This window comes from Acetobacter sp. KSO5 (genome assembly GCF_044094635.1).
GTDB lineage: Bacteria > Pseudomonadota > Alphaproteobacteria > Acetobacterales > Acetobacteraceae > Acetobacter > Acetobacter cerevisiae.
Genome location: NZ_CP172014.1, coordinates 171,530 through 194,503, shown reverse-complemented (window position 1 = coordinate 194,503; position 22,974 = coordinate 171,530). Strand labels below are relative to the sequence as shown.

At 54.7% G+C, this 22,974-nt stretch carries 24 protein-coding genes; 10 read left to right on the top strand and 14 right to left on the bottom strand.

All coding sequences use genetic code 11. The features are described from left to right. The first annotated feature begins 96 nt into the window (after window positions 1-96). The 4 genes from ACHQGU_RS00875 to ACHQGU_RS00860 all read left to right on the top strand — a co-directional run bounded on the left by ACHQGU_RS00875 (window position 97) and on the right by ACHQGU_RS00860 (window position 1,739). Entirely contained in the window at window positions 97-663 is a 567-nt protein-coding gene (locus ACHQGU_RS00875; RefSeq protein ID WP_395495563.1) for a lysozyme, read from the top strand. After that, window positions 660-1,037 carry a hypothetical protein gene (locus ACHQGU_RS00870; protein ID WP_395495562.1) on the top strand — a complete coding sequence of 126 codons (378 nt, stop codon included), beginning with the start codon at window positions 660-662 and terminating at the stop codon, window positions 1,035-1,037. The genes ACHQGU_RS00875 and ACHQGU_RS00870 overlap by 4 nt, the downstream gene beginning before the upstream one ends. Before the next feature lie 87 nt (window positions 1,038-1,124). Continuing rightward, window positions 1,125-1,481: a hypothetical protein gene (locus ACHQGU_RS00865; RefSeq protein WP_395495561.1), complete on the top strand. Its 357-nt coding sequence runs from the start codon at window positions 1,125-1,127 to the stop codon at window positions 1,479-1,481. A 69-nt stretch (window positions 1,482-1,550) separates the two neighbouring features. Next, on the top strand, window positions 1,551-1,739 hold the full coding sequence (locus tag ACHQGU_RS00860; RefSeq protein ID WP_395495560.1) for a hypothetical protein: 189 nt from the start codon (window positions 1,551-1,553) through the stop codon (window positions 1,737-1,739). Between the two features lie 86 nt (window positions 1,740-1,825). Here the strand turns inward: ACHQGU_RS00860 and ACHQGU_RS00855 are convergent, their stop codons facing one another. The 7 genes from ACHQGU_RS00855 to ACHQGU_RS00825 all read right to left on the bottom strand — a co-directional run bounded on the left by ACHQGU_RS00855 (window position 1,826) and on the right by ACHQGU_RS00825 (window position 6,455). After that, window positions 1,826-2,632: a hypothetical protein gene (locus tag ACHQGU_RS00855; RefSeq protein ID WP_395495559.1), complete on the bottom strand. Its 807-nt coding sequence runs from the start codon at window positions 2,630-2,632 to the stop codon at window positions 1,826-1,828. Window positions 2,633-2,737: 105 nt separating this feature from the next. Next, complete coding sequence (locus ACHQGU_RS00850; RefSeq protein WP_395495558.1) at window positions 2,738-3,997, bottom strand: Y-family DNA polymerase; 1,260 nt, start codon at window positions 3,995-3,997, stop codon at window positions 2,738-2,740. Next, a complete protein-coding gene (locus ACHQGU_RS00845; protein ID WP_395495557.1) occupies window positions 3,994-4,374 on the bottom strand; it encodes a LexA family protein in 381 nt (126 codons plus the stop codon). Before ACHQGU_RS00845 ends, ACHQGU_RS00850 begins: the two co-directional genes overlap by 4 nt. A 501-nt stretch (window positions 4,375-4,875) precedes the next feature. Beyond that, window positions 4,876-5,514, bottom strand: a complete 639-nt coding sequence (locus ACHQGU_RS00840; protein WP_395495556.1) for a hypothetical protein — start codon at window positions 5,512-5,514, stop codon at window positions 4,876-4,878. Continuing rightward, the gene (locus ACHQGU_RS00835) at window positions 5,511-5,888 is read right to left on the bottom strand and encodes a hypothetical protein (RefSeq protein ID WP_395495555.1); all 378 of its coding nucleotides are present in this window, start codon (window positions 5,886-5,888) and stop codon (window positions 5,511-5,513) included. Before ACHQGU_RS00835 ends, ACHQGU_RS00840 begins: the two co-directional genes overlap by 4 nt. A gap of 28 nt (window positions 5,889-5,916) precedes the next feature. Continuing rightward, complete coding sequence (locus ACHQGU_RS00830) at window positions 5,917-6,120, bottom strand: hypothetical protein (protein WP_395495554.1); 204 nt, start codon at window positions 6,118-6,120, stop codon at window positions 5,917-5,919. After that, the gene (locus ACHQGU_RS00825; protein ID WP_048835772.1) at window positions 6,120-6,455 is read right to left on the bottom strand and encodes a hypothetical protein; all 336 of its coding nucleotides are present in this window, start codon (window positions 6,453-6,455) and stop codon (window positions 6,120-6,122) included. Before ACHQGU_RS00825 ends, ACHQGU_RS00830 begins: the two co-directional genes overlap by 1 nt. Window positions 6,456-6,972: 517 nt before the next feature. On the opposite strand from ACHQGU_RS00825, the gene ACHQGU_RS00820 reads away from it, so the two are divergent. Further along, the gene (locus ACHQGU_RS00820) at window positions 6,973-7,644 is read left to right on the top strand and encodes a hypothetical protein (RefSeq protein WP_395495553.1); all 672 of its coding nucleotides are present in this window, start codon (window positions 6,973-6,975) and stop codon (window positions 7,642-7,644) included. 89 nt (window positions 7,645-7,733) lie between these two features. On the opposite strand, the gene ACHQGU_RS00815 is transcribed toward ACHQGU_RS00820, so the two are convergent. From ACHQGU_RS00815 to ACHQGU_RS00795, 5 genes are all read right to left on the bottom strand, one after another. Continuing rightward, the gene (locus ACHQGU_RS00815) at window positions 7,734-8,027 is read right to left on the bottom strand and encodes a hypothetical protein (protein WP_395495552.1); all 294 of its coding nucleotides are present in this window, start codon (window positions 8,025-8,027) and stop codon (window positions 7,734-7,736) included. Window positions 8,028-8,100: 73 nt separating this feature from the next. Then, complete coding sequence (locus tag ACHQGU_RS00810; protein WP_395495551.1) at window positions 8,101-11,355, bottom strand: plasmid replication protein, CyRepA1 family; 3,255 nt, start codon at window positions 11,353-11,355, stop codon at window positions 8,101-8,103. Between the two features lie 113 nt (window positions 11,356-11,468). Continuing rightward, window positions 11,469-11,699: a helix-turn-helix domain-containing protein gene (locus tag ACHQGU_RS00805; protein WP_070324723.1), complete on the bottom strand. Its 231-nt coding sequence runs from the start codon at window positions 11,697-11,699 to the stop codon at window positions 11,469-11,471. A 981-nt stretch (window positions 11,700-12,680) separates the two neighbouring features. Further along, complete coding sequence (locus tag ACHQGU_RS00800; protein ID WP_395495550.1) at window positions 12,681-13,871, bottom strand: tyrosine-type recombinase/integrase; 1,191 nt, start codon at window positions 13,869-13,871, stop codon at window positions 12,681-12,683. Between the two features lie 232 nt (window positions 13,872-14,103). After that, a complete protein-coding gene (locus tag ACHQGU_RS00795) occupies window positions 14,104-14,502 on the bottom strand; it encodes a hypothetical protein (protein WP_395495549.1) in 399 nt (132 codons plus the stop codon). Between the two features lie 531 nt (window positions 14,503-15,033). Between ACHQGU_RS00795 and ACHQGU_RS00790 the strand changes: the two genes are divergently transcribed. Continuing rightward, window positions 15,034-16,254, top strand: a complete 1,221-nt coding sequence (locus ACHQGU_RS00790; RefSeq protein ID WP_395495548.1) for a cation:proton antiporter — start codon at window positions 15,034-15,036, stop codon at window positions 16,252-16,254. 80 nt (window positions 16,255-16,334) lie between these two features. On the opposite strand, the gene ACHQGU_RS00785 is transcribed toward ACHQGU_RS00790, so the two are convergent. Together ACHQGU_RS00785 and ACHQGU_RS00780 are read right to left on the bottom strand one after the other, a co-directional pair. After that, window positions 16,335-16,757, bottom strand: a complete 423-nt coding sequence (locus ACHQGU_RS00785) for a helix-turn-helix transcriptional regulator (RefSeq protein WP_062141589.1) — start codon at window positions 16,755-16,757, stop codon at window positions 16,335-16,337. Continuing rightward, on the bottom strand, window positions 16,754-17,413 hold the full coding sequence (locus ACHQGU_RS00780; protein WP_062141590.1) for a peroxiredoxin: 660 nt from the start codon (window positions 17,411-17,413) through the stop codon (window positions 16,754-16,756). The genes ACHQGU_RS00785 and ACHQGU_RS00780 overlap by 4 nt, the downstream gene beginning before the upstream one ends. 108 nt (window positions 17,414-17,521) lie before the next feature. Here ACHQGU_RS00780 and ACHQGU_RS00775 point away from each other — a divergent pair, with 108 nt between their 5' ends. The 4 genes from ACHQGU_RS00775 to cydC all read left to right on the top strand — a co-directional run bounded on the left by ACHQGU_RS00775 (window position 17,522) and on the right by cydC (window position 22,935). Continuing rightward, window positions 17,522-18,448: an MBL fold metallo-hydrolase gene (locus ACHQGU_RS00775; RefSeq protein ID WP_395495547.1), complete on the top strand. Its 927-nt coding sequence runs from the start codon at window positions 17,522-17,524 to the stop codon at window positions 18,446-18,448. Window positions 18,449-18,501: 53 nt separating this feature from the next. Then, entirely contained in the window at window positions 18,502-19,284 is a 783-nt protein-coding gene (locus ACHQGU_RS00770) for a sulfite exporter TauE/SafE family protein (RefSeq protein ID WP_061487395.1), read from the top strand. 265 nt (window positions 19,285-19,549) lie between these two features. Continuing rightward, on the top strand, window positions 19,550-21,247 hold the full coding sequence (gene cydD / locus ACHQGU_RS00765) for a thiol reductant ABC exporter subunit CydD (protein ID WP_395495546.1): 1,698 nt from the start codon (window positions 19,550-19,552) through the stop codon (window positions 21,245-21,247). Continuing rightward, entirely contained in the window at window positions 21,244-22,935 is a 1,692-nt protein-coding gene (gene cydC, locus ACHQGU_RS00760; protein WP_395495545.1) for a thiol reductant ABC exporter subunit CydC, read from the top strand. Before cydD ends, cydC begins: the two co-directional genes overlap by 4 nt. Window positions 22,936-22,974 lie beyond the last annotated feature (39 nt).

Genomic DNA, 22,974 nt, shown 5'->3' with positions numbered 1-22,974 from the left:
TTATGGTCTGCTGGACTAATACGCCTGAGTAACCTGTAAACTCGTCCACCCACGGCCGCGCATGACGCGGCTTTTTTTTTGTATCCGGAATCCCCAATGAATGACTCTATCTCCATCGCGGCGGGTCTCGCCCGCGAGTACGAGGGCCTGCGCCTCAAGCCCTACATTTGTCCGGCAGGTTACTGGACCATCGGCTACGGCAACCGCTGCCTGGCCAACGGGGCCGCCGTGACGCGCCTCACGCCCGCCATCACGGCGGTGCAGGCAGAGGCATTGCTCATGCTCACGCTGGCAGGCCTGCGCTACAAACTGCGGCAGCTCGTGCATGTGGCGCTCACCCCCAATAAGGAGGGTGCGCTGCTGGACTGGCAGTTTAACTTGGGCACATCCGCCATTGCCGGATCTACCCTGCTCCGTCTGCTCAATAGCGGGCAGGATATTGCAGCCGGTGAGCAGCTCCTGCTGTGGGATCATGCTCATAAGGACGGCCACCTGATCACCCTGCCCGGCCTGACGGCCCGCAGGCATGCAGAGTGGCTGATCTACACCGGGGCCACGTCCGGCCATGTGCCTGCTGCCAGCCCCTCACCATCCACTCCCCCGACCACCACCACAGACCAGCTCAACCGCAATGAGCTGGCCCGCGTGAAAGCAAACGTATGACCCTCTCCAAACTCTCCACTTACCTGCGTCAGCCCACTACGCTGATTGCAGGCGGCATCATCATTGGCACGGGCATTGCCTCGTGGTTCCGGGTGCTTCCGGATGCTGCGGCTGTTGCTCTGCTGGGCACCTGCCTGCCGCTCCTGGCGAGTGATAATAGCGGCAAGGCTGGCTCCGCTCAGTCCGCCATCCTCAACCGGATTGCTGGTGAGCGTGATGATCTGCTCAAGGTGGTCCATGCCCTCAGCACGCACCGGGACATTGGCCAGGCCGCAACGCAGATCATTGCCGATACCGTGCCGGGTGGCGCGCTCCTGGCAACCGCTGCCTCTGTCATCACCGCGCAGGCATCCTCCACCAGCAAGCCTGCCTGACCTGCCAGTTCATAAGGGGCGGAATAATAGTCCGACCCTTTTTCATGCCGCCCTCTGAGGCGGCTTTTTTATTGGGAAAACCGCAAAATGAAACTGAAATCCACCTATCGCGGCGCACTGGCCGGTGTGCTGCTCCTGTCCTGCGTCAATCTGGCCGCCTGCAAAAGCGATGCCAATGTCTCGGCAGCAGTCCAGCGGCAGCAGACGGTCTATGCTCTGGGCAAGTCCTATGACGCCTCTGCGGATCTCGCCGTAGCCTATGAGCGCAACCCGGCAGCAAAGCCTGCTGTGGTCACCAAGATCAAAGCAGCCTTCCAGATGGCGCATGACAAGATCAAGCCGCTCCAGACCGCCGCTGAGGCCGGTGATCCGCTGATTGAGGCTGAGATTGAGGCTGCGCAGGCAGCTTTTCAGGCCGCGCAGAAGCTCATCCCGGCCCACTAATCAGCCAGTTCCAAAGGGTGTCGGTAATAACGACACCCATCCTCTTTCTATTTTTTCTGGAAAAACACTATGAATCCCGAATACATCGCCGCCGCCGTCTCCGCCATCGAGCAGCTTGCAGAGGCAGCGCCGGACATCGTGTCTGACATCAAGAGCCTGCTGGCCCCCATCAAAGAAGGCCGCGCCCCTACGGCAGAAGAGTGGCAAGCAGCTCAGGCTGCGCTTGATGCAGCCAATGATAAAGTACAAAACAGTTAAATAGCTTTTAGAGGGGGAGGAGTTTCATCTCCCCTCCCTCACTAGATTGCTTATTGCAATATAAAGCTTCTAAAATAGAATAATTATTACTGATCTTTTGTTTTTTTATTTTTGGATAAAGCTAATCTTTCTTGAATGAGCGCTCGAAAAGCCTTCAGTATGCCTTCTGCTGCCTCTTCCAATGGCATAGGAACAAAATTCTCACTTTTTTTATTACCTTTATATCCATGCCTAGACTCCATTCCAGAAGCATAAGTGTTGTTAGCGGTATTTGTAAAATTAGATAGTTTGTCTTTGTCCCAACCGGCATGTTGATATATATCTGTCGTCTTCCATCCGCATGATTTCATCCAGTCCGTTAATGCGTATAAAGAAATAAAACAAATCCCGTCATACCCTAATTTCTTGAGCATAGATCTTACTGTTTCATCATGCCTAGCAAGATAAATTGCAGAACATATAGGATTTTTCTCATTGAATTCAAGAAAATTAAAATCATTTTTTGAATTTATATAGTCTTCTGAAAAAGGCAATACCTCAGCATCACCTTCATTTGAAAACTGTATACCAATAGCGTCTTGTCTTGTATCATCGCTGTATTCATATGCATTTTGAATTACTGGCCTTGGACACTCCATAGAATGATATGTTAATAAAGCCCCATAAAACAGATTTTGAAGTGCTGCCATTCTGTCATTGAGTTCCTTCCCTTTTTGACAGTCATTTAAATGAAGAGACTCAAAATAATAATTATTATCACTATCATCCACATTGTTGCAATATAAACTCAAATCAGGACTTACCAACTGAGCAGAAAGAGAATCTATACTCGATATATTGAGTAAAAAAGAAAATGAGTATTTGGCATTTTTGAATTGAGCATTGTTACTCATGGTATTTCCTCGTATAAAAATCTTATCAGTTCATCTTACATGATGTTTTCATGAACAGTGATATCAACAAATCAAGACTGATATGCTTCCCAAATTCCTGAATGCTTAGAAACTATTTGCTTCGAGAATTTCCTGAAAATAGGTAGTGAACCGGGAAGAAAGCATTCCCTGCCGAGGCCGCCAAGCGCGCTCAACCCCAGTGCTAAGTGGCTTAATTGCCTCTCTGCCAAAGCGTCGGTTGATGGAGTCCATGGCGTCCATCAGGGCAGGGGATTGCTCCTCTGGTGCGGCAAAGAGCGACGCCTGCTGGCCTGCTGGCGCGAGGTCATTCAGCAGCACCCCGCCTTTGGCGTAGCGGAATCCGTCTCGCCAAATCGCCCGCAGAAGCCGCGTGGCGGTCCCGACAAGCGTCAGTGCATTATTCGTCGGCGCGCAGGTGATGGCTGCCTGATTGGCGTACCATCCATCCGCTCGTTTATGTGGATTGGTCTGAACGAAAACGCTGACATGCCCGGCGTCCATACCTTCCAGCCGGAGCTTTTCTGAGGCCCGCACGGCAAACCCCGCGATAGCCTCGCGCATATCACTGTAAGTCGTGATCGGCTGACCGAAGGACCGCGTGCAAGCCAGTCCTTTCCGTTGCTCGGCTACCTCAGAGAGTTGGAGGCAAGATTCCCCGCGCAACTCAGTCTGCAACCTGACACCGGTAATCGCCATAATCTTGCGTATCTGCGCAGGCTCAGCCTCTACAAACTGTGCAATGGTGCGGATTCCCGCGTCATGCAATCGCGGCACCAGTCGGCGGCCAATACCCCAGACCTCACTGACAGGCAGATTACGGTAGAATCGCATCCGCGTCCGCTCGTCGGTCAGGTCGCACAGCCCCTCCATTTCGGGCCGATCCTTGGCAATGTAGTTGGCCAACTTGGCAATGGCCTTTGTGCCCCCCCAGCCGACGCAGGTAGGAATCTTGGTGATCTGCTCCACGCGGCCCCGGATCGCCTCGCACCGCTCCGACAAATCCCCCGGCAACCCGGTCAGATCCAGAAACATCTCATCAATAGAGTAGGGCTCGACGCGGGGCACATGCTCCAGCAGCACCTGATAGACCCGGCGGCTCATATCGGCATAGAGCGGATAATTGCTGGAGTACCACTGCACACCAGAGAGCTTGCGCTCATTGCGGATTAGGTGCCAGGCATCTCCCATCTTGATGCCCAGACCCTTAGCCTCAGCAGTGCGGGCGATCGCGCAGCCGTCGTTGTTGGACAGCACTACCACAGGCAGGCGCTTCAGGCGCGGCTCAAAAGCCCTCTGGCACGAACAGTAAAACGAATTGCAATCAATCAGGCCGTAGACCGTCATGGCTTTTCGCGCACCACGCCCGTCACAGTGGCCCAGATATCCACATCCTGCGCCGGGTCAACGCGGATTGGCTCCCGGCTATCATCACCAGAAACCAGCCACCATCGGCCTTTCTGTGCCCGCAGCTCCGCCAGCAGAACCTGTCCTGCTGCGCAGGCGATCACCAGTTGCCCGGATATCTGCTGACCGGACGTGTCTGCTATCAGCACGTCACCGTCCAGTATGCCTCGCGCTGCAAAGGTGGCACCACGCACACGCACGGGATAACGGCTGGGCCTGCGCAGGTCCAGCACGTCAGACAGATCAATCGGCCCCTCAATCGCATCTGCTGCGGGGGAGGCGAATCCTGTTGTCCGGTCTCCTGCGTATGCGCTCATGCTCATGCCCTCCACTACAAGAACATAAAGAGAACAGTACCAGAGTGGTGGTCAAGCTTGAATCCAGCGAATCAGGATTCGAAAATATTAAAAATGATTTCTCATGCTTTAATATGGAGTAGAAAGCGCAAAAGGAAATTGGGGTAATTTACGGGGTAACAATATCAAAATTATAATACAATATTCATATATAACAATTACTTACATATTAAAAAACAAGTCCGTCGCGGACACCAATCTTTGGAAAAATACCCTTATAAAACAATAACTTAATTGGGTAACCGTATCACCCGCCCCTCTTAACGCCCACCTTTACGACTCCGCTCGCTAAACAGCACAGACGCAAGGCCAACTATCTACTCGCCGTAAAAATATGAATTAGTCGCAGGGCGCTTGTCGGGCTATAAAGGGGCTAACGACCGGCTCTTCCCGGTCGGGTTTCTTTCTGTGAATCTTCGATGAAACCCCTCCGCAGCCATCACGGCGGAGGGGTTTTTTCTTTCAGGAGAGGGCCGCACCCACCGGAGCGATGAGGTCAGCATACCTCTGCCGGACCTTCTCTCGCCCAACATTGGTTTTAGCTACCCCTTCCCCGTTTAGTTCCCGGTAAGCAGAAGGCGTCAGAGAGTTGAGATTTTCAACTATCTCCGACCACGGATAACGCCCATGCCCGGTAGAACCAAGAACCAGAACCTCTCGGATCGTCTCAACATACTCGCTCCATAGCTCTTTGGCTCGCTCCCAGACGTCTGCCTGCTCCGCTGCAAGGATACTACCGGCTTCCCGGCGAATAGCCTCCCCCGCATCCTCTACAGCCACCTCAGTGACCGCTCTTTCCTTTACAAGGGATTCTTTCCGGCGGAGGGCTGTAGGAAGGACTTCGTCAATCTCCCGCAACCGCTCATATTTCTTTGACAACTCAACCGGGAGATAAACCGTGGTCTTTCCTGTTTCCATCGCATCAAGCCGAATGTTGTTGACCTGCTCCTGGACGTCCGCAAGAGAGTCCTTCTCAGCCTGAAGCGCGGAGACGATTTTAGTAGCCTTGACTTGCTTGGCACCGACTTCGTCCAAAGCCTTGAGAGTATCCTGATAGCGGTTCTTAGCCGCTGCCAGATTGGTCTGTAGTTTGTTCATCATTTATTCCAATATTCCTTAGCGCGGCGAATGATGTATTGAAGCCGGGTGGCGTTTTCGTCGGCTTTCTGGGGGATAGTTTGAGGCCTATTGGCTTCTGGGGTGGGATTGTTGATCTCTTCTGCCCGGTCCTGCTGTTTCTTCAGAACCAAGCCCACGGCAGAAGAGCCGTTCTTCCGAATGGACGGGATGCTGACCTTTGAATTGGTCTGGGCAACATGCTGCGTCCACATAGGCATCGGTTTGTCTTTGGTTCTACCGCGACCTCCTGTGCGTTCGTGCTTCCGTCGAAAAAAGGCCGTAATTGGCGCATCAAAAGTTCGGATACGGCGAACAGAATTAGATCTCGCTTTTTTAAAAGCCATGCGAAAATCCATGCTTTTTCTTCAGAAATCGTAGCATCGGCTAGTCCCCGGGCCTAACGCCATAAAGAAGATCGAGCGCTTCAATCACCAATCCCACGACATCTGGGGCAGAATCTGCTTCTTCCAGAAATGTTTGAGCTGCTTCGAGATGGTATTTAACCAGTTCGATATGGGATTCTTTCCCGGTCAGACCGGGAAGCTGTCCTTGGCTCCATTGCACGTAGTCATCGCCGGGAACACTCATCACCACACTCCCAATACTGATTTGCGGGTTGCTTCCAGCTCGGCAAGATTCCGACGCACGGCGTTCTGCCACGCGATATATTGATTATTATCGTGCTGTCCGAACTCATCATCCATGAGAATGCGATTATCGAGGTAATGCAACCGGGTGAGCATCATGGCGGTGCGTTCGACAAGAAGCTGTTGAGTCGGCTGAAGGTTTTCTCCAAAATCCTGTTTAAGTGCCTTGATATATTTACGATACCGACGAGCCGGCGCGCTTCTGCCATCAGCGATCAATCGGCTGTCGCTTTTGGTAAAAGGTCCCAGTTCTTTCTTGATTTTTGAAACTGCCATCTAGGGCCTCCAATTGTAATCATCCCCTAACACGATGGTAATCGGGTCTAACCACCCTCTATTTAGCGTGTACTTATTAGAAAGTAATCGAAACGTATTTTGATATTATTTGATATGAAAAAGAATTTTTATTTTTCATGATAAACACTGCAGAAGGTTTGGAGCCGACTCTAGAAGCCAATTTTCCCATGATTAGCATTCTTTTACAGTGAGTTAAGAGAATAGATATGTAACAGCCAGCCTTAGAACCCCTCTTGGTAACAACCAATCAGAGCAGTGAACAGAAGGGCGGGAGTGGCGTAAGTATGGTCGAAAATAGGTAATGTTTACTAACCCATTTTATCGTGCATCAGCGCTAGAGGATGTCAGCAGGCCACAGGTTCCTCACAGGAATTTCCGAAGGACTTAGGTCTATCCCTTTCTACAACCGACCCAGCGGTCTGCTACGGCGCTTGCAACGCCACCCTTGACCCCCGCACCGGAAAATGCTCGCCTTTGCCAACAGAAAGGCAAAGCGATGCACAACCAGATTGCCGAGGACATATGCCAAAGGGTGTATGCGGCCACCAATGATTACTATCATCAGTGTGAAGAAGCCCTTGGTAAATACGCCCTTGGCTTTCGCATCTTATACGGCCCTCCGGTGGTCGATGCACCGTTTCTATTTCTTGGGTATCAGCCGGGTGGACGAACAATTGACTGTGCCACTCATCATGAGACGTGGCCTGAAGCCTGTGACTACGCAACCGAGGACTGGCCTCTTGCCAAACAAGTAAGGGCTATTTGGGAGCAGGAAGTGGTGGCGCGATGCACCGGGCTTAACGCAATCTTCTTTCGATCTCCAAGTATCGCAGATTGGAATAGAATACCGAAAACACTACGCATTGATCTTGAGATTTTCAGCCGTAAAAATGCAGAACGTATTGTGCGGGCACTTCGACCGGAGTGCTTGATTGTTATTGGTCTAGGGACGTTTAACTGGCTGACTCAGAGCGAACCGTCTCTGCACGGGGAGAAAGGCCGGGTGCTTGCCCGCAAAGGCACCCTATGGGGCTGCAAAGCGATAGGGACGGTCCATCTCAGTGGTTCCCGAATAAGCCGGGGAGACCGAGAGTGCCTAAAGGCATATTTCGCAGCGTTACAGACTTCCCAAAGGACAGAGCAGACGCAGGAAGGATGGTCCACGTAAGGCGCTACCCTTTTACCGAACCGGAGGCAGGAGGAGCCCTGCGGGTTGCTTACGCTCTCGCTGGGGTGCCTCCCATTCCGCCGCCCCGATCATCCGGCTGCCTTACGTGGCAGCAGAGCCAACCGGCGGTGTATTTGGGCTTCACGTGCGTCCATCAAGCCACCTCGCAGCCATTCCGGAAGACTATTCATGATCCCCAGCATGTAGCCAAAATATTGGTCAGCGGGAACGCAAAGGTCCATCCGGTCGGGGTCTGCGTATATTCTGTGAAATGCCGGAATGGCATCGGCAATCCTGTCTGCGCGTTCGAAGCGTGGGTCGCCATCACACTGAGTCAGTCTTTCTATTCCCGCATGCGCCATGAGGACAGTATCTTCATTCATCTCATGTTCTCCTTTTCACAAGGATTATTTTACTACGCCAGTTGCTGTATCGAAATGGAATTTGTCCGTCTGATTACGCTGCCATCTGCCAGAATGCGGGATCGCGCCGGATGAAGTCCGGGAGGTCCGCCGGGTTGATTTCCATCCATAGGAAGATTGCAGACGGCTTTTCCGTAAACTCCGGCCAAAGGTTCTGGTCATCGTTAGCCGGGAGCAGTAGCGGGAGTTGTTCCGGCGTAGTCTGACGGGCCGGTTTTTTAAATTCTCTTATATTAGAACCCCCGAAAAGCGGCCCGTCCCAGCGTTCGGAAGCCCATCGATACCCAGCCATCTGGCACACCGTATCGACCCCGGCCACCGCGTAGGATTCGGTCCCGGCACGTCGGTTGCGGATGGTCTTGCAGGTCAGTCCCAACCTGAGGAAAATATCCTTGACTTCAAGATAAGCAGAGCGCCGCTTCGCATCCACTCGCCACCTCACTGGCACAACCCCGAGATGTGCCATCAAGAACCGTTCATCCCAAGCCCGGTTTGCTATCTCCTGCGCCTCTTCCTTGCTAACCCGCACCCCTTCCTTCAGGTCCACCCCGGCAAGAATGCGTCCATAGGCTTCCCGTATCTGGCTCCACAGCTTTCGCTTCGAGATGGTCATCTCCCCGCTGTCCGGCACTTCTTTCCCCATGGCCGATGCCATGCGATCCAGAACACCCAGCCCACGGCCATGATCCCACAGCGCAATAGTCGCATCATCAAGGTCAGCAACATTCAGGCCTTCCCTAATACGGAATGCCTCCATCTCGTATCGCTGTTCTTCAGTAATCTTTTCCGTCAGCTTCAACTCATTGAAGCGATCACCATCAATCACTGACGCGTTCTGCACGCCAAGCACATAGGTTGCCTCATCCTCTACCCGAAGTGCTGTGCGTTCCTCCGCAAGGACTGCATCCGTATCCGCATTACCCCTACGAATACTGGCTCCCATCTCCTCCAACACCCAGAGGAGCCCGTTGCCAAAGTCTGCTCTACTGTTCGCATCATCAACAGACACCTCCGCACGAAATTCATCATAAGAGAGGACATCTACCCCGGCCAGCCGCGCCGCTTCCCGCTGCCCATTCAGGTAGCCTTCAAGGTCATCGCGCTGCTTGAGATTATTTATTTCCGGAAGAGAGACAATCAACTTTTTCAGATAACGAACTCGCCGCATCATCTGAGCCGCATCTGCTGGGGTTGCGGTATAACCTGCCCCAATAAACACCCCGAAGGTAAAATGTTCGTTCTTTCCATGTTCAATAGAAATGCCGGAACTAATTACCGGAGAGTGCACGACCACATCATATTTCCGGCTTTCGGTCTCCGGCGCGAGGAGGAAAGTCTCTTGGTCTCGGTTGAATTTATTCTCTGCCCAGATACCCAATACTCTGCGCCCCTGATTAGCAAGATGCTCTGTCAGGGCCTTGGCTTCTTTCACACTCTCACATGAAACCCATAGCCGCTCGCCTGCATCCAACTCAGCATCTATTCTACCCCAAATGGCGGAGGCGGCTCCCCGACCACTATGCACAAGATATTCGACATCTAGCTCAGGTCGCTGTTCTGGGATCACATCAATGATACGAAAGGTTTCTCCCGGTCGGCATTCCTCAAGGAAGCGGACGGTCCGGGCATCTGCTCCCGCGTCAGCTGCAATCACACACTTTGCCTGACGGACCACATCCTTTAACGCCTCGTAAATGGCTCTGTCGTTGATGTCAGAAGCAAGAAACCGAAGAACCTGCGAGACTTCGTCAATGAAAATATACTCGCAGGCGTCCCTTACTCCGGCAAACTCCGACTTTTTCAATGACGGGAGGCATGTTGCCAGATCACTCTCCTGCCCATCAGCATCTTTATAATAGGTGACATCAAGAACACCGGACAGACTCCCCGTGAGCGTGACCCTGTGACAGAGCGCAATGAATCCCGGCTTCTGCATCCGCATACCGTCGCCCAGAGGATCAGGCACCTCAGCAGCAGGACGGCTCTTGGCCCAGTCAGCAAACCGTCTTCCCACAACCTTGGTTTTTCCCTGCCCCATGGGTGCACGCAGAATGATGACCCCCCGGTAGTCCTCCGCTTTCAAGTCAGGCAACGAGGCTATCTGTTCATAAAGGTGCCTCTGCCGTGCCTCTGGCGGAATGCTCATTGTGCTGAGAATGAACGCCTTACGCTCCGCAACCAGTCTTTCTACCCACACACGCGCTGCCGGGCTTCCTTGAGCGGCGCTGTCTATATTTACAAGGAAAGGAACCCGACGGGACAATACCCCGGCTTTTTTCCAATCAACGATTACAGCGTTACGGGGCTTCCTAATCCCTGTGTTCAGCCCATTGTGGACGACCTGGATGGTTTCCCCCGGAGGCAATCCGGTCGCAATTCCCGCTGCAATCAGTTTCTTCTCAGCAAAGGCGCGGTCTATCTCTCCGCCACCAACAAGCTCTCCGACACTTGCGGAGCAGGCAAAAACACGACTATTTCGACCGCCCTCAGCAGTATCTGTGATACGGGCAACCGCTGCGTCGAGTTCTCCGAGAGCCGCTTCTGTGCCCCCGGTCCGTTCGACAAGAGCCTTCTCTTCGTCAGTCAGTTCACGCAGAGGTATTGCTTCCCGTTGAAAGGACGGGGCTACCTCTGCCGCATTCAGGATATTGAATTGCGCCTCTGTGATCCGGCCCGCTTCAGCCACTTTGAGAAACTGATAGAGCGACATCCCCCTGCCGTCTGCAAGGACTGCATAGCGCGTCCCGTGCTCGGCATCGAAGTAAGGCATATTAAGCCAGTTCCCGATATTGGGGATATCCTGTTTAGGGAATACCTCTGTATCGGCAGGCCAACCCAAATCGGCCACCACCCCCTTCAGCTTAGCCTTTACCTTCCCGGCATTTATCGGTTCGCTGAAGAAGAACAGGATATGCGCCCCGCCCGACTTCGACCGGCAGACGATACCCGGCAAATCTCTTTCCGCCAGTGCCTTGACGATGTCCGTATGGACGAGGTCGTATTTGTCGATATCGATACCGGCCCAATAGCAAGTACCATCCGGCATAACGGGAACGATACCCAGGGGCCGGGTGCCATCAAGGTGCTGTTGCCAGAGGTCAATTGTCGGAGCGGTCTTAATGGTCCGAGCAGTCTTCTTGATCTCGACCTTCTGCCGGGATGTGGTCGCCCCGGAAGCCTCCGCCACATAGGTGCCGTGCCCCGCCGGATTACCTGTGAACAGACGAAACATCCGCTCGGAATCGCTAAGGTTTGACTTGTGTTCTTCGGTTGTCTCAGGTATATTCATATCTAATAATTCTCAATTACATCTTATTGGAAGCCCTTCTTGTTGGTCGCAAGAGGGGTTTCATTTTATATTCGGTAGCTTACCGTGGCCCGTATTCTGCCGTTATTTCATTATTACTTGACGTGCCGACGAGCGATCCGGGTGCCGACAGCATCAGGCTGATCCTTACGCGATTCAAAATAAGCCTCTACATCAGCGACCTTAATCCGTCGCGCCCGGCCAATTTTGCACGACCCAAAGGCACCGGCATTCAGCAAACGGTGCACAGTGGCCTCGCTGATAGAAAAGGCGGTCATGATGCCTGAAATAGAGGCATAGACCGGCCTTTGCGTCTCTTCGATCATATCATATCTCCATGGGGATTATCGCTCTGGAGCTATTATAATTCTGACCTGTATTGATACGCTATTCATTTTTATTGTTTTTACACGGACAATTACTTTACACGGTCGCATAACACAAAGAAAGCAGACCGAAACCGCAGCAGGCCGCTGGTATCTGTGAGAGGACGGCAGAGGGGTTTATACCCGGTTGCGGCCAGAAGGACTCCAGCGGGCTGGAAAGCACCATTAGAGGCCGATGCGACCAATCGCTTCATGACGGAGTAAAAGAGGCGCGATCAATGGTGATTTACTGACCACGCTTATCAGCTTACGCCGCATAGCAGACCTTAGTTGGTTTCGACGTTTTCATTAAATCAATGGTAGCGTCAAAACATTATGTCGAACCTCTTGCAATCAAAAAGCGGCATTCCCACCTATGACAGAAGGTTCTTTTCTGTGCATTTAGGCACAGAAAAGAGCTTGTGGTAACGAAGTCACACCTCGTGTTTTTGGAGCGGTTCAATGGGAAATGTGAACGATAACTCCGGCACTGACCCTCTGTATAAAAAGGTCATGGCCGATAGCGGGAAAATGGTAAGTGGGGGTGCAGCTCTACTTGTCCGGGCAAAAGCTGTAAATGGGCCAAGCCAGCTCGTTGCGATTGGCATTAAAGCAGCGCTCGACGCAGCTAACGCCGCAGTACACGAACAACATCGCCAAAAGCTGCGAGTAGTTAAATAATCTTACGTGCATTAAATTTGCACTACACATCTTATTTTCGGTGTCACTCGATAGGTCTACACTTCTATTGTATTCAAATAAGCGATAGGAGTGTACCTCCTTCTCAGATTTCCATTTCTGAGATCGCCCATCCAACAGCGTACCGCTTATTCTCTACCAAATCTGCTTTATATGTGCCCACCACGCTCAAAACATGAAAGCCGCTTTTAGAGGGTTCTATTTCAAGAAAAACCTAAGAGCGACTTGGGAAAGAGTCGCTATTCATGCCTGATGGCGGAATATCCACTTCTCCCAGTCATCCATCATCTGCCGGCGCTTAGCAAAGAGATCCCCTCGCCGGTATGCCCGCTCAACTGCTGACCCCACGGTATGAGCCAGAGCCATCTCGGCCACCTCACGTGGGTAATCGGTCTCCTCAGCAGCCCAATCCCGGAAGGTAGACCGGAGGCCATGTATCGTGACACCCTTAGTCCCGGCGGCGATATGCAGAGCCTTTGATACGGCGACATCGGACAGGGGCTTTCCTGCCTTCTGACCGGGAAAGACAAGATCGCCTCGTCCCACATCTCGGAGAGGGATGGCTTCCCGGAGGATTGCCACAGCTGATTCGCAGAGTGGCACCCGGTGCTCCTTCCCCGCCTTCATCCGCTCTTTCGGGATAGTCCAAACCTTATTTTCGAGATCTACCTCAGACCAAACAGCGCCCCGCGCCTCTCCCGACCGGGCTGCCGTCAGGCAAATGAAGCGAGCAACCTTTGCCGCCACACCTTCTGACTGAGCCAATGCTGCCATGACCCGAGGCACATCCTTCCGGTCGAGAGCGGCAAAGTGTCCTGCCTGTGTCACTTTTCCGGGGGCTGGGAGGATGTTGGATAGGTGACCTCGCCACCGTGCCGGGTTCTCTCCCTCACGCCACCCGTGGCTCCGGGCATAGTCAAGAATGCGTTCGATGCGCCCTCGGACACCGTTTGCGGTCTCATTTTTCTCGGACCAGATTGGCCGGAGGATTGCAAGCACGTCTTCTGTGTCTATGGCAGCGACGATCTTCTCGCCGAGAGAAGGATAAGCATACCGGGTAAGCACGCTCCGCCAGATAGGGGCTGTCTTAGCGTTGCGCCAACCGGGGGTCTGCTCCGTAATGTATCGCTCAGAGGCCTCGGCAAAGGTTCTCCCGACCTCTCTGTTTCGGGCGCGGGCATCTATCGGGTCGATTCCCTCCCGCAAAAGTGCGCGGGCATCCGCTGCCATGGTCCGGGCTGTGGCTAAAGAGATGTCATATGTAGGTCCGAAACCCATCTCCCGGCGCTTCCCTGTGGTTGGGGACTTAAACCGGAAGGACCATGCCTTGGAACCGCCTCGTGCCACGGCCCATAAGTTGCCGCCGTCAGATAGTGCGCCCTCTTTAAGCGTCTCAACCTGCCGGGCCTTTAGCCTATGTGGTGCTACCTTCATTAATCTATCTCACCCATCTTCCCGCCCCCCTTAAAGTCGGCGTTCCGTGGATAGCTTGAGATAGGACTGGCTACCTAGAAAATAATTTTATCAATCAATTCAAAGGCTTTAAGACATCTTTAGAAAGGATGGGATAGGATGGTTTGGCGCCCGTCGCGGACACCAACAGCCTGTTTTCCGGGTATAACCTCTGAAATTGCCAGATTTACTGAATCGTACATCCAACACAGACTTAGTGTTCCACAGACGCCTCGCGTGGTGGCTGCTCCTCGGTCCTGGCCTGATCCATCTCCTTAATAGACTGATCGGCCTCATCCGTCAGGCGCTGTATTTCTTCTTTACTCTCGCCAGAAGAGGCTAGTCTTTCTCGGTAGTCATAGAATTTCTTAATCAGGTCATCTTTGACAAACCAGATGGCATTAAAAAGAAGCTTTTCTGGCAGAAAGAGCCGAATGGATGACGGCACCAGTTTCAGCACCCACCGGTAAACGGCTTCCATTTTCTCGCGGTCATTCAGAACTTCGCTGGCTGCCGCTACGGCGACCATCAGAACCGCTTTATCAAGATAAAGCTTATACTTTTTCAGGAAGGCTTTGGAAGAGGCCGCTCTGGGCTTATATTTGTCCATCACAGTCTGGCGGACTGCCCCAACCTTCTGCCCAACAGTTTTTACGCGGGTTTTTAGTTTTCCTAATCTGGTCGGCTTGTCCTCTTCCAGCAGAAGAGGGGCATCATAAGTCAGAAGACGCTCTGGCGCTCTACTTGTCTTTTCAGAATTTTTATCTGGCACAATAGATCAACCCTACGCATCATTTCTCAAAAAACAGAAAAACCTTTTGGTAATACTGATATCCGACTGAGACTAGCAGCCAAATGGCTCTGGTTCAAACCACCTCACGAAGGCTGGCCTCTTGCAAAACCAGCAAGATCTTTTTCCAAATTATAACATCTTTTTTAATACACTCTCTGCTCACAAACCATAAACTCCAGCAAAACCGGGTATCGCGATGATATCCGAAAATACCAGACCACAAAAAGAACCTGTGAGATCAGAACTGATAGAGCTTTACATCAATTTATTAACTTTTTTCAATATTGTTTCACTTTCCATCTGTTCTCATATAATAAAGCGAATAACTAAAAAGAAAGGCAGGATCAACGCATGCCGAAAATCTTAGCGCTTGTTGCTGATGTGCTTATATTTGTTCTGGTGCCATGGGGATTCTGGCGCCTGATTAACAAAGCTATTCCTATTGCCGTCATCCCGATTCTTGTTGGTATTCTTTTCGCTGTTACCCATGCGCCTGTGCAGGAACTCGGTATTCCGTCCTTTTACGGGAATTCCATCGGCTGGGTGGCGGTGCTTATTCTCGCCTTCACTGCCGGGCTGGAAATGTGGCAGACGCCAGAAAAAGATCAGAATGACCCTCTGCCCTCTCCGTCCCTCGGCCGCTTGCTGGCCGGGGCACTGGTGGCGCTGGCCGGGCCTTTCGTGATTGGTTCCGTGCTGGTCTATTATTTTTTCCTGCCCCTACGTGGCTGGACGCCCCCGCACACAACCCCGCTGATCGGGGCCATGTCAGTCGGGCTGTGCATGGCAGTCAGCGCCCTGCCGGTGCTGATTGGCGTGGTGCGTGAGCTTTCCCCTGCCCATCGACCCATCGGCCATCTGGCCCTCAAACTGGCTGTGGTGGATGATGCCGCCTTGTGGGTCGGGCTCGCTGCCCTGCAATTTGCCGCCCGAGGGTCCGCCAGTCTGAAAGGCTGGACCGGGCTGGAATTCGTGGCCATCGCGCTGCTGGTTGGGCTGGCGCTGGCCGGAAGCTGGGCCACCCGCAATTTAAAGCATCCGCCGCTGTGGGTCATCTGGCTGGCCGTGCCCGTTTATCTGGCCGCAGGCTCCTGGGCCAGTATGCAGCTTGGCCTGCATGAGTTGATCGGGGCGTATTTTGCCGGAGCCATCATGCCCCCCAGCTGGGTTCGCCGCCTGCAGGTGGAAGAAGTCGGTACGTTCTCGCTGATCTGGCTTGCCCCCATGTTCTTCGGCCATAGCGGACTGCATATCAATGGCGACGCCCTGACCTGGCCGTCCGTCATTGCCTCACTGATGCTGGTGGTGCTTTCGGTCGTCACCAAAATTGGTGCGGTCTCTCTGTTCCCTCCTGCTGCCGGGCTTAATGGCAGGCAGCGGCTGAGCATTGGCGCGCTTTTGCAATGCAAAGGCCTGATGGAAATTGTCGCAGCCACCATTCTGCACGAACAGGGTATGATTTCAGAATTCGCCTTTGCATCCCTGATGGTGCTGGCGGTGATTTCAACTGTTCTGACCGGGCCGCTCTTCCGGCTGGCGGCCCCCAAGGTATCAGGCAGCACTCCCGCCTGAGCGCCTTCACTTCTAAGGGCAGCCTTACACTATGAGGGCTGCCCCTTCAGGCTCGGTTCATCCCCAGCAAAGCCAGCGCGTCAGGATGAGGATGCAGATAAACCGGGGCGGATGAACGCAAACTGCGCTCCGCCTTCTTCCTGCGTTTTGGGGCGTGCGGGCAGTGCTGCGCGCCGCTCGGACACTTCCTGCAAAAGCGGCAGCGCCAAGCGGTCTTCCCGCAGCAGGCCAATCAAAGCCCGTGCGCGCAACACGTCTTCATCACTGGCAAGGCTGTAGTAAATGGTGCGGGATTCCCGGCGCGGCACAATAATACCGGCGCGCCGCAAGGTGCCCAGTTGCTGGCTCAGAGTAGGCTGGCCAATGCCGGTTGTGCTCTCAAGCTCGCTCACCGCCAGAGCGCCATCCAGCAAAGCGTCCAGAATCATCAGGCGCTGGGGCTGGGCAAACAGCTTCAATCGTTCCACCAGCTGCTTGGCCATGTCGAACGAGAGGGAACTCATACCTTTGCATCCTGCTGCAACGCCATGAACCAAGCCGGCCCGGCATCGGCCACGGCATCCTGCGTCTGAGCTGCGGGACTCACCACATCATCCCCCGGCATCCAGCCTTCAGGGGTCAGCACATCGCCTTCTGCTACACGCTGCAAAGCCGCGAGCAGGCGCATCAGTTCCATCACGGAGCGCCCCACTGTCATGGGGTACCATGTAATGGCCCGCACGATGCCTTCAGGGTCAATCACATAAACAGCCCGCACGGTGGCACTACTCTGGGCCGTGCTATCCAGCATGCCGTAGGCACGGCCGATGACCATGGAAGGGTCTTCCACCACCGGGAAGGGGATCACCACGCCAAACTGCGCCCGGATGGCATCCACCCACGCGAGATGAGAGGGCAGACTATCAATGGAGAGCCCTACCAGCGCGCAGTTCATGGCGCGGAACTGCGGCTCAGCTTTGGCAAAAGCGATGAACTCACTTGTGCAAACGGGTGTGAAATCCGCCGGGTGGGAGAACAGAATCACCCAATGCCCGCGCAGATTGCTTAAAGTCAGGTCGCCCTGCGTGGTCCTCGCCACGAAATCCGGGGCCATATCGCCAATCTTGAGGGGTGGCGGAGCCTGAAAGAGGGGACATGCTTCAAACGTAGGATCGCTCATGCTGCGTTACTTACGCGGGTTACTATCCTTGACGCAAGATGGTTTCGTATTTAATGAAAATGAAGATACACTTTTAAATTAATTTAGAAACTAACAAGGACGCACCTCATGACGGATGCCCCTATTGCCGCAGCGACAGCCCAGATCCTGAATGCTGAACGCAACCCGGCTCAAAAGCCAGTTGTTAAAACCTTTTTCGATGAAGCGACCTTTACGGCCAGCCATGTTGTGCATGACCCGGAAACAAAGGCCGCCGCCGTGGTGGACAGCGTTCTGGATTATGACGCCGCGTCCGGCCGCACGTGCTACGACTCCGCACAGAAAATTGTGGACTATGTGCGGGCAGAGGGGCTGAAAGTTGAATGGCAGCTGGAAACCCATGCCCATGCCGACCATCTTTCCGCTGCTCCCTGGTTACAGGAGCAGATTGGCGGGAAACTGGGCATTGGGGCTGACATTATCCGGGTGCAGGAGGTTTTTGGCAAAATCTTCAATGCTGGCACCCGCTTCGCCCGGGATGGCTCCCAGTTTGACCACCTGTTTCGGGATGGGGACCAGTTTCAGATCGGCAATCTGAAAGCCACCGCTCTGCATGTGCCCGGCCATACCCCGGCTGACATGGCGTTTGTGATCGGGGATGCCGCCTTTATTGGCGATACGCTGTTCATGCCCGATTACGGCACCGCCCGCGCAGACTTCCCCGGTGGGGATGCCCGGATGCTGTTCCGCTCCATCCGCCGCCTGCTCACTCTGCCGGAACAGACCCGCCTGTTCCTGTGCCATGACTACAAAGCACCGGGCCGCACCGAATTTGCATGGGAAACGACTGTTGGGGCCGAGCGCGCCCATAACGTCCATGTGCATGACGGCGTGGTAGAAGAGGACTTTGTGAGCATGCGCACCAAGCGCGACTCCACGCTCTCTCTCCCCAACCTCATTATGCCGTCCGTGCAGATCAACATGCGTGGCGGCCATATGCCGGAACCGGAAGAAAACGGCGTCAGTTACATCAAGATCCCCGTCAACAAAATCTAAGCTCTACAGACCGCAGCACCCCTGTTTTTTTCACCTGAGGCACAAAGCGTAAAATGTCAGATCCCCTTTTACAGACCGGGCTGGAAATTTTTTCCGGCTCACTGGTCGGCTTTACTCTTGGGCTTATTGGCGGGGGCGGTTCCATTCTGGCGGTGCCGCTGATGGTCTATCTGGTGGGCGTTTCCAACCCGCATGTCGCTATTGGCACCAGCGCGCTGGCCGTGGCCATCAACGCGCTGGTCGGGCTGGCGCAGCATGCCCGCGCTCATACGGTCAAATGGCGATGCGCTGCCATTTTTGCGTCCTGCGGCGTGCTGGGGGCGTTTGTTGGCGCGAGTCTCGGCAAGGCTGTCGATGGCAAAAAACTCCTGCTCTGCTTTGCCATCCTTATGATCGGCGTCGGCATCCTCATGCTCCGTGGCCGCAGGAACGAGGGTTGCCCCGGCGCAAGCTGCAACCGCGATAACGCCGCCAAAGTCGCAGGCTATGGCGCAGGCACAGGTCTGCTCTCCGGCTTTTTTGGCATTGGCGGCGGTTTTCTGATTGTGCCGGGCCTGATTGCCTCCACCGGCATGCCGATTCTGAATGCTGTTGGCACGTCACTGGTAGCAGTCTCAGCCTTCGGGTTCAGCACGGCCGCCAGCTATATGGCCTCGGGCTATGTGGACTGGTCTCTGGCCGGGCTGTTCATTCTGGGGGGGGCCATTGGCAGTCTGGTGGGCACCCGCGTGGCGCGCTCCATGGCGCAGTCCAAAGGGGCGCTGACCATCTTTTTCGCCTGCGTAATTTTCTGCGTGGCGACTTACATGATCTGGCAGTGCCTGTTCGGGCGATAAGCAACCCAACACTTAATAATATAAATTAAATATCATCTTCTCGATGAGGAGAGCGACGGGGCCTTCAAGGCCCCGTTTTTTTGTCTTTTCCTGGCAATCCTTCCGCAATCGCTGAGCTTTTCAAGCCCTGACGCAGCCGCCCCGCAGGTCGCGCAGACTGCCGCACCCTTGACGTCAGATACTTTCGTAAATATTTTAATATGACTTTCATTAATTATGAAAGTTTATCCCTTTGTGCTCCTTTCCCGCAGGCAGGCAAACCTTCATGCATTCCAAGCAACCCAAAAACGACTGGCAGACTGCTGGCATGGCCCGGCGGGCCAAAGGCTGGCTGGCTGGCAGCGTCACGCTGGGTGGCATGGCGGCGGTCCTGTTTGTACTGCACCTCACGCTGCTGGCCGGACTTGTGGATGATCTGACGTTCAAAGGCGCATCCTTTGCCGCAGAGCAGCATACCCTTCTCCTGCTGTTGGCTTGCCTCGGCGGAAGTTTGTTTCTGCAATGGCTTGCCGATATGGCGGGGACAGAAGCAGGACTGCGCATTGCCGCCCATGTGCGGCACGATGCCCTGCGGCATCTGTTTTGTGCGGGACCAGTCGGCTGCACGACCCTTCCGGCAGGACGCATTCTCACCACCCTGACAGAAGGGGTAGATGCGCTGGAACCCTATTTTGCGCAGTACATTCCCCGTGCCGCCATGATGGTCGTGCTGCCACTGCTCATTCTGGCCATGGTGTTCCATCTGGACGGCTGGAGCTTTGTCATTCTGGCCTGCACCGGCCCGCTGATTCCGGTTTTCATGGCGCTGGTTGGCTATAGCGCCCAGAGCATCATGGACCGGCAATGGATGCAGCTGGTTGTGCTGGGCTCCAGCTTTCTGGATTCCCTGCGCGGGCTTAGCACGCTGCGCCTTCTGGGCCAGACAGAGGCCAGCATCAGCCGTATGGCCGCCGCAACCGACGCCCACAGGGCCAGTACGCTTTCCGTCATGAAAGTTGCGTTCCTGACCTCGGCTGTTCTGGAATTTTTCTCCAGCCTGTCCATTGCACTGGTCGCTGTGGTTTTTGGCGCGCGGCTTCTGTCTGGCACGGTTGATTTTCGGTCCGCTTTTCTGGTTCTGCTGCTGGCACCGGAATATTTCATGCCGCTCCGGGCTTTTTCCGCCAGCTACCATGCCCGCCAGAACGCAACGGCAGCGGCAGCCAGGCTTGCTGACCTGTTCACCCTGCCGGAGATGACGCAACCGGAAAGCCAGCCCCGGCTGGCACACACCCGGAATCACCCGATAGCCCACCTGATATGTTCCGACCTGACAGCAGGCTATCCGGGACAAGCGCCAGCTTTTCAGGCGCTTTCCTGCACGCTGTCACGCGGAACCCTGACCGTCATCACCGGGGAAAGTGGCACCGGGAAAACAACTTTCCTACGTCTGATACTGGGGTTTTTACAGCCCTCTTCCGGTCAGATCACCGCGTATGACACCACAGGTGCCCCTCTTGAAGTCTGGCAAAGCCGCACCGCATGGGTGCCGCAGCGCCCTGTGATGACAATGGGGAGCATTGCCGACACTCTGCGGCTGGCCAAACCCAACGCAACCGATGCGGAACTGCATGCCGCTGTTCAGCAGGCCGATGCGCTGGAATTTATCGAGGCTTTGCCGCACGGTTTTGCAACCTCTGTCGGGGAAAGAGGTGCATGCCTCTCCGGTGGCCAGATCAAGCGGCTGGCTCTGGCACGTGCCCTGCTCCGCAATCCGGATATCCTATGTCTGGATGAACCAACATCCGATCTGGACCCGGCCAGTGCCCTGCGTGTTGCCCACGCCATTCGGCGCTGTTCTGCAAACCGGATTGTACTTGTTGCCACACACCATGCCGACATGGTCGCGCTGGCTGACCAGTGCCTGCATATCAGTGACGGACACGGAGAACTCTTCTCCGCACCGCAGAGGGCTTGCGCATGAATCCGCTTACCGTCTCAGGACTTTTCACGCGCGCTCTACGCTGGCCTGTTTTCTTCGGTCTGGCATTGGCCTGTGTTGCAGCCCTTGCCAACTTCGGGCTGCTGTTCCTATCCGGCTGGCTGCTGGCCGGGGCGGCCTGCGCCGGGGCTGCGGGGCTTGCGGCACAGCAAGCCTTCAACATGATACTGCCCGCCACCGGGGTGCGCTTTTTTGCAACGCTGCGCATTGTCACACGGTATCTGGAACGGCTGGTCACGCATGATGCCAGTCTGCGCCTGACGGGCCGCCTGCGGGTCTGGGTTTATACAAAACTCGCCCCACTGGCCCCGGCCGGACTGACCGACAAACGGGGTGGCGATCTGCTCTCTCGCTTTGTGTCGGACACCGACCGCGTCGGCCAGTCCTACACAGAAACGTTCATCCCTTTTGCTCGCGCCATTCTGTGCGGTCTGGTCTTTGCGCTTATTTCCGGACTTTTCCTGAAAAGCGCAGGACTTATTCTGGCTCTTGGCCTGCTGGTCTGCACTCTGCCGGTCCCCATGAGCGTCGGTCTCCTCTCAGCACCGCGCCTGCGCGCCCTTACCACGCAACGCGGCACCTTTCAGGCTGAACTTGCAGACACGCTTGCAGGCTTAGGGGAGTATCTGACTCTGGGGGCCAGTGAAGCCCGCATTGAGACACTGGATAGCCACCAGAAAACCCTGCAAGCCACAGAACGGCATCTTGCCGCACTGGAAAGCGGTGCACGCAGCCTGATGACTTTTATCGGTCTGCTGACAACCCTTTACGTCGTCATGCTGGCGGTTCGGGCTTTTCATCTGGGCGCACTCTCTGCACCGGAAATTCCGATGCTGGCTCTGGGGTGTCTGGCTGCCTTTGATGTTATGCAGCCTCTGCCCGCAGCCTGTCAGGCCTTCATCCGCGCTCGTATTGCCGCGGAACGGCTGCAAGCCTCCTGCAATACTGCGCCGTGCGTCCCTGCCTCTACCGCGCCCGCACCTGCTCTGCACCACCCTCTGGATCTCATCGTTCGCGATATTTCCTTCCGATATCCTAATACCCAGCACTGGGTTCTGGAGCATGCCAGCTTCACCATCCGTCAGGGGGAGCGTGTGGCGCTTGTCGGGGCATCCGGCATTGGAAAGAGCAGCCTGATCAGCCTCCTGAGCCGGTTCTATCCGTATCAGGGCGGTGAGATCACATTGGGAGGTCAGGATCTTCGTCATTTTTCAACGGAAGATCTCGCAAAAACCATCAGCGTCGCCGCACAGGATTTCCACCTGTTCAACGGCACCATTCGGGACACGCTCCTGCTTGCCAACCCGAACGCGGATGACACGCAGATGGCTGAGGTCCTGCGCACTGTGCAGCTGGAAGATTTTGTGCAGCACGCACCCCACGGGTTGGATACACTGATTGGGGATGAAGGTCTCGCACTCTCCGGTGGTCAGGCCAGAAGGCTTGTTCTCGCGCAGGCGCTTTTGCGCAATACCCCATGGCTTATTCTGGATGAACCCACAGAAGGGCTGGACCAGAAAACCGAATACGCCCTGATGCACGGCCTGATTTCCGCAAGGCCGGATGCCACCATCCTGTGCATTACGCATCGGCGCACCCTGATCCCGTTTATGGACCGGACACTCACGCTTGCAGGCGGCCAGATCTGCCCGGCGGAGGAGGTGCCATGAGACGATAACCCCAGAGATCCCGCTTAAGAGTGCCTATGA